This window comes from Vibrio sp. V43_P6S15P86 (assembly GCF_009904725.1).
Lineage (GTDB): Bacteria > Pseudomonadota > Gammaproteobacteria > Enterobacterales > Vibrionaceae > Vibrio > Vibrio diabolicus.
The window spans coordinates 1-5,679 of sequence record NZ_WXWT01000249.1 but is presented as its reverse complement, the minus strand read 5'-3'; the positions used below and the strand labels follow the sequence as shown (position 1 = coordinate 5,679).

Genomic DNA, 5,679 nt, shown 5'->3' with positions numbered 1-5,679 from the left:
GCCTGGACACGGTGCAGGCATATAATAAATCAATAAGTTAGAAAGAAATTTAATCTATAACTTATGACATCAAACCGCTCTATTGCAGCGGTTTGATTCTATTTGGATCACAGTTTCCCCGTAATAAATGCGATAAAAATGACGTTCTTGTTAAATTTTCATACTTCTTACACTTGGGAGTTGCAATCGGGCAATGAACGATGCACTCTCGATGACCACTAATTTGCTTAGGATAAAAACAATGAAATTGATCAAGCCTTTAACTTGTGCGCTTGCTCTCGCAATGAGTGGCATGGCATTCGCAGATGTAACCGTGAGTGTTCCTGACAACGTTTCAGTATTAGCGGCTAACGGTGAAAAAGCAGACCTTTCGGGTGGTTTTTTCGCCTCGGAAAGAACATTAACGTTACCTGATGGCGTTAACCAAGTCGTATTTCGCTTCGCCCCTTACTTTAACCAAGGTAATGACCGTTTAAGTGTTGAAAGCGATGTTATCGTTACACGATTTGACGCTGCCAATGCCGAGCTGACACTACAAATGCCTGAATACCGCAACCTTCGCGATGCGGAAGAAAAGATCAAGGACTTAGATTGGAAACTGGTTGATGATTCAGGCAACACCGTCGCCGTTGAGCAAGACAAATTGATCAAACCGGGTATGCAAATCGGTCGTGATTACGTGCGTGAAGTGGAAAGCTACAACAAAACAGGCGGCGTTGCTGCTATCGCTGTTGCTGGTGCAGCCGTTGCTCAACCAGTCACACTGCCAGCAAAGATTCCTGAAGATATGAAACAAGCGAGAGCGACTGCGGTTAAATCAGATTCGACAGCAGAAGAGATGCTGCACTTCTGGTACCAAAAAGCAGACGCAGAAACCAAAGCTCGCTTTAAAGCGTACGTTAATCAACAATAAGTCTGATTAACTCTATCGATATTAAAAAAGCCACTTCATGTGGCTTTTTTGATCGAACAAGCTAGGACGTTTGAACGACTTTGGTATTGGTGATCATCATGTCTTCAATATGGTTATATCAATTTAACCAAACGCTACCAGTAACGCTCATAGATGATATTGCCTCCTGTTTTAGGACGATACTTTTCCAACCCAAGCCCTTGTAAGACTGGCAAGGTATCTTTGATCATCTGCGGGTTCCCACACATCATGACAAAACTACTTTGAGCAGAGAATGGCACATCAGCAGCGTTGGACAGTCTACCCGATTCGATGAGTTCAGGAATTCGACCTTGTAACTGACCATCCACCACTTCCCTACTGACTATCGGGATGTACTTTAATCTGCCTTCATATCGTTGCTGTAGTTGCTCAATCAGATATTTGTAGACCAAATCTTTTTCGTAGCGAACCGCATGAACAAGTACAATTCGCTCATTATGGGGTGGTAAGTTTATATCATCCAGTAGCGATAAAAACGGTCCAATACCTGTACCTGTAGATAGCAGCCACAGATCATGAGCCTGTTTAGGAATAGAGTCGTGGATTAAGTCACCATGTGCGGTCTCACCAACATAAATACTATCACCAGATTTAAGCTTTTGGAGCCTTGGGGAAAGTTGTCCTTGAGGGTCGGCTACTATTAGAAACTCCAACCAATCGAACTGTTCGCTTGGTGCATTAACAACAGAGTAAGCACGACTGATCAGCTTGCCTTCATCATCAAGCAAAGCAAGCTTGGTGAACTGACCAGCTTTAAAGGAAAGAGGCGCGCCAGATATTCTCAAACTGAACAGCTCACCTGTCCAATCAATGCGTTTCTCAACTCTTGCGAGGTTGAAACCTTTGAGTTCAATCATGAGACACCTCCTATTTGGTTACTCTTAGTTAAACTTACGCCTTCAACTCGATTATGTAAAGTTTCTAGTTTACATAATAAGATTGCCATTTCGTTTCACATTTTAAAAACAATTTTATTACATATTAAATGATTACATCTAGAATAAATGCTCAAAGTGATAAGTCGCGTCGCAATTTGTGGCAAAGCAGATAAAAAAGGAGCACTAAAAATGGACACACTGTTAAAAGACTTTCCCGTTATCACAGAGATCAAAGTCGCATGGGGTGAAATGGATGCTCTGCAACACGTCAATAACGTGGTCTATTTTCGCTACTTCGAGACGGCGCGTTTAGATTACTTCAACAAAATTAATCTGCTGGTCGACCTGCAAACCTCGCAAATTGGGCCAGTACTGAGCGAGACGCAATGCCGCTACAAGCTGCCTGTCACTTACCCAGACACGTTATTAGTCGGCTCGCGCGTGATCGACATGCAAGAAGATCGCATCACGATGGAATACCAAGTGCTGAGTAAGAAGTGGGGTAAGATTGCGACCATCGCCACCGCTACTGGTGTGATGTTTGATTTTAAGAACAACGTAAAAGCGGCGATTCCAGACCACGTTCGCCAGTCGATTTTAGACTTGGAAGGAACTGTGGGTAGCACGCATCATTTAGAGTAGCAAGAAACGAGAGATTAAAGGCGAGGTTCCCGACAGCGCTTCTTCATCGCTATCGGGAATAATGCTGAGGTACTATTCCAGCCTACACGATAAGAAAAGCTGCGTCATTCTAGCGAGCCATAGCGAGACTAAGAATCTACTTACCGCTTGCTGCAGGTCGTAGAGCTATGAATAAACTCAATACAATCTGAAGGTAGATTCTGAATCACGCTTTAGACATAACAGCAGAGCTACTCTTCCAGCCTACGCGATAAGAAAAGCTGCGTCATTCTAGCAAGCCAAAGCGCGACGAAGAATCTACATACCGCTTGCTGCAGACCATAGAGCAATGAATGGACTCAATATATTCTGAGAGTAGATTCTGAATCACGCTCGTTCCTCGCTGTTCAGAATGACGAACCTGTTTAGGTTCTGAACTCTACAACACTATCTAAGAAAACCATCGCGGACGAGCACAAGCGAGTCATCCAGAATCTCGCTTTAGACGTATCAGCAGAGCTACTCTTCCAGCCTACGCGATAAGAAAAGCTGCGTCATTCTAGCGAGCCAAAGCGAGACTAAGAATCTACTGACAGCTCGCTGTAGACCATAGAGCGATGAATCTACTCAATACAATCTGAGGGTAGATTCTGAATCACGCTCGTTCCTCGCTGTTCAGAATGACGAACCTCGTTTAGGTTCTGACTCTAAAACACTATCTAAAAAAACCATCCCGGACGAGCACAAGCGAGTCATTCGGAATCTCGCTTTAGACGTAATAGCAGAGCTACTCTTCCAGCCTACGCGATAAGAAAAGCTGCGTCATTCTAGCGAGCCAAGGCGAGACTAAGAATCTATTACCGCTTGCTGCAGGCCATAGAGTGATTAGCAGAACGTCTCGATGTATAGCGCTTCCACCTTATCTCTTGCCCATTGCGTTTTACGCAAAAACTTCAGCGAAGATTTGATCGACGGATCTTTCTTAAAACAGTTCACTCGAACGCGCTCATACAGGCCATTCCAACCAAAGTGTTCAACTAGTCGGGTGACGATTTTTTCTAAACTCAACCCATGCAGAGGGTTATTCGGCTGTTCGTTGCTCATGTTGTTGATCCAGTAGCGATGTAAGTGGCGGGCTAATCTAACTCAAAGTGACCACTTAACCTAATGTTTTCACCTTCAAAGGCGTTTAGCTTGAATTACTTTGCTCATCTCCCCTATAGTAGCTCAAACTTCACAAACATCCTTTTCACGATGAAAGCCCTCAACGACCTCAATATTTTTGTCGAAACAGCGCGCCAAGGCAGCTTTTCAAAAGCCGCTAACAGCATGGACATGACACCTGCCGCCATTAGCGCATCGATTAAGCGTCTTGAAGGGCAAATCGGTTTCCCGCTGTTTGTGCGTTCTACCCGAAGCCTGCGTTTAACCTCAGAGGGCGAACTGTTTTTAGACAAAACCACGCAAGCGTTGGCAACATTGCAAGAGGGGTTGGATCAGATCTCAAGTGCGCGTGGCGAGTTATCTGGTCAACTGCACATTACTGCGCCCTCCGATTTTGGTCGCAATATGTTGCTCGATTGGGTGGATGAGTTCATCGATCTCTACCCAAATGTTTCCATAAAACTAGAGCTGTCCGATAGCTTGACGGATATGTACACCAAGCCTGTCGATATTGCGATTCGCTACGGCGAGCCGGCCGACTCCAATCTGGTCGTGTTGGCTTTGTGTGGGTCAAACGAACGGATCTTATGTGCATCGCCAGAGTACGTAGCTACACATCCAGAACTCACCTCTCCTGCCGATTTAACGCAACACAACTGTTTGTGCTATATGGTCGCGGATTCAGTCTACAACAAATGGACGCTCACGCGTGACGGCGAGAAAGAACAAGTCGTGGTCAGCGGTAACTTGATGAGCAACGATAGTGACTTGCCACATCGGTTAGCGATCAAAGGCAAAGGCATTGCGAATAAATCGTTGATGGACATCAGCCGAGACTTAATCGAGGGAAGATTAGTGCGAGTGTTACCAGAGTGGGATTGCGGCCCAGTGCCGCTCTACATGGTGTGCGCCGATCGTCGCTTACTGACGCCAACGATTCGGACTTTCCGCGACTTTATCCAACAAAAATGCTGCCAGCAACGCGCCAACGTGCTGGCAACCTTCTGTCATTAGGCGATAAATCGAAGAGGACGAATCTGGGTATATTCAACCCAATCGTTCTCTTCCAATGTTTCAAGAAACGTCGCCATGTGCGGGCTTTGCAAATGCTTATCCAAGGCCTCTTGCGATGCCCAAATTTCTTGGAACATAAATAGGCCTTCAACTTTTTCGTCGAGATACAACTCGTATTGGCAACAGCCTTCTTCTTTGCGGGTTGGCTCTAGTAAACCAGCAAGCAAATTCGCCACCTGATCCTTACTATCTGGATAGGCTTTCACTTCTGCAACTAAGTGGATCATCGTTTTATCACTCTTTTGCGATTTATATATTGATTACAGGGTTCTACGTAACCTGCAAGTAAGCTCGAATTAGATCTCGGTGAATACGGTTTCTGCATCCCAGCGAGACTTTGGCGTTTTCGCGTTGAAGTCATCTTCCGCGTGGTAGCCAAGCGGCACGATCACAACGCTGGTGTAACCTTTTTCACGCAAGCCAAATTCTTCATCCAGCACTTTGGGATCAAACCCTTCAATTGGCACTGCATCGATTTCTAGCGTCGAAGCACCCAACAGCAACGTACCCACGTTGAGGTAAACTTGTTTCTCCATCCAATGGTTCGCATCTTTCAGATCAAAACGGTGCATGTTCACAAAGTAGCTACGACCACCGCGCACAGCCGCTTTCGCTTCTTCAGTTGGGAATCGGCCATCTTTTTCTTCTTGCACCATTAGCGCTTCAATGTAGTCGTTATCGATGCCTGTTTTTGCACAAAACACCAATACGTGAGAAGCGTTGAGAATCTTCGCCGCGTTAAACGCGTAGTTCTCTTGCGCCGCTTTAGCGATGCGCTGTTTGCCTTCTTCTGTGCTTGCCAGAATGAAATGCCAAGGTTGAAAGTTCACACTCGATGGACTAAAACGAATCAGCTCTTTAACTGCGTCGATTTTTTCTTGAGATAGCTTGCGCGTTGGGTCAAACACTTTCGTTGAGTAACGAGATTTTGCAGCTTGTACGATATCCATGAGGTTCTCCAATTAATGAATTTAAGCTGTGTAACAG

General features: G+C 45.3%; 7 protein-coding genes. 3 read left to right on the top strand and 4 right to left on the bottom strand.

Features of this window, described 5'->3' with window-relative positions:
* Positions 1-241 precede the first annotated feature (241 nt).
* Complete coding sequence (locus CAG69_RS11265; protein WP_054866817.1) at positions 242-913, top strand: DUF2057 domain-containing protein; 672 nt, start codon at positions 242-244, stop codon at positions 911-913.
* A gap of 134 nt (positions 914-1,047) precedes the next feature.
* On the opposite strand, the gene CAG69_RS11260 is transcribed toward CAG69_RS11265, so the two are convergent.
* Entirely contained in the window at positions 1,048-1,812 is a 765-nt protein-coding gene (locus CAG69_RS11260) for a ferredoxin--NADP reductase (protein ID WP_114322757.1), read from the bottom strand.
* Between the two features lie 210 nt (positions 1,813-2,022).
* On the opposite strand from CAG69_RS11260, the gene CAG69_RS11255 reads away from it, so the two are divergent.
* Positions 2,023-2,475, top strand: coding sequence for an acyl-CoA thioesterase (locus CAG69_RS11255; RefSeq protein WP_005374933.1), 453 nt, complete (start codon positions 2,023-2,025; stop codon positions 2,473-2,475).
* A gap of 864 nt (positions 2,476-3,339) precedes the next feature.
* On the opposite strand, the gene CAG69_RS11250 is transcribed toward CAG69_RS11255, so the two are convergent.
* On the bottom strand, positions 3,340-3,558 hold the full coding sequence (locus CAG69_RS11250) for a VF530 family DNA-binding protein (protein ID WP_005396617.1): 219 nt from the start codon (positions 3,556-3,558) through the stop codon (positions 3,340-3,342).
* A gap of 150 nt (positions 3,559-3,708) precedes the next feature.
* Here CAG69_RS11250 and CAG69_RS11245 point away from each other — a divergent pair, with 150 nt between their 5' ends.
* Positions 3,709-4,632, top strand: a complete 924-nt coding sequence (locus CAG69_RS11245) for a LysR family transcriptional regulator (protein ID WP_005484216.1) — start codon at positions 3,709-3,711, stop codon at positions 4,630-4,632.
* On the opposite strand, the gene CAG69_RS11240 is transcribed toward CAG69_RS11245, so the two are convergent.
* Together CAG69_RS11240 and nfsB are read right to left on the bottom strand one after the other, a co-directional pair.
* Positions 4,629-4,919, bottom strand: coding sequence for a putative quinol monooxygenase (locus CAG69_RS11240; protein ID WP_047009627.1), 291 nt, complete (start codon positions 4,917-4,919; stop codon positions 4,629-4,631). The genes CAG69_RS11245 and CAG69_RS11240 overlap by 4 nt on opposite strands.
* 69 nt (positions 4,920-4,988) lie before the next feature.
* Entirely contained in the window at positions 4,989-5,642 is a 654-nt protein-coding gene (gene nfsB / locus CAG69_RS11235) for an oxygen-insensitive NAD(P)H nitroreductase (protein ID WP_161444205.1), read from the bottom strand.
* Positions 5,643-5,679 lie beyond the last annotated feature (37 nt).

Excerpts from the sequence above, each read along its gene's own strand:
- CAG69_RS11265 (WP_054866817.1), top strand. The coding sequence starts at position 242 with ATGAAATTGATCAAGCCTTTAACTTGTGCGCTTGCTCTCGCAATGAGT.
- CAG69_RS11240 (WP_047009627.1), bottom strand. The coding sequence starts at position 4,919 with ATGATCCACTTAGTTGCAGAAGTGAAAGCCTATCCAGATAGTAAGGAT.
- CAG69_RS11260 (WP_114322757.1), bottom strand. The coding sequence starts at position 1,812 with ATGATTGAACTCAAAGGTTTCAACCTCGCAAGAGTTGAGAAACGCATT.
- CAG69_RS11245 (WP_005484216.1), top strand. The coding sequence starts at position 3,709 with ATGAAAGCCCTCAACGACCTCAATATTTTTGTCGAAACAGCGCGCCAA.
- CAG69_RS11255 (WP_005374933.1), top strand. The coding sequence starts at position 2,023 with ATGGACACACTGTTAAAAGACTTTCCCGTTATCACAGAGATCAAAGTC.
- nfsB (WP_161444205.1), bottom strand. The coding sequence starts at position 5,642 with ATGGATATCGTACAAGCTGCAAAATCTCGTTACTCAACGAAAGTGTTT.
- CAG69_RS11250 (WP_005396617.1), bottom strand. The coding sequence starts at position 3,558 with ATGAGCAACGAACAGCCGAATAACCCTCTGCATGGGTTGAGTTTAGAA.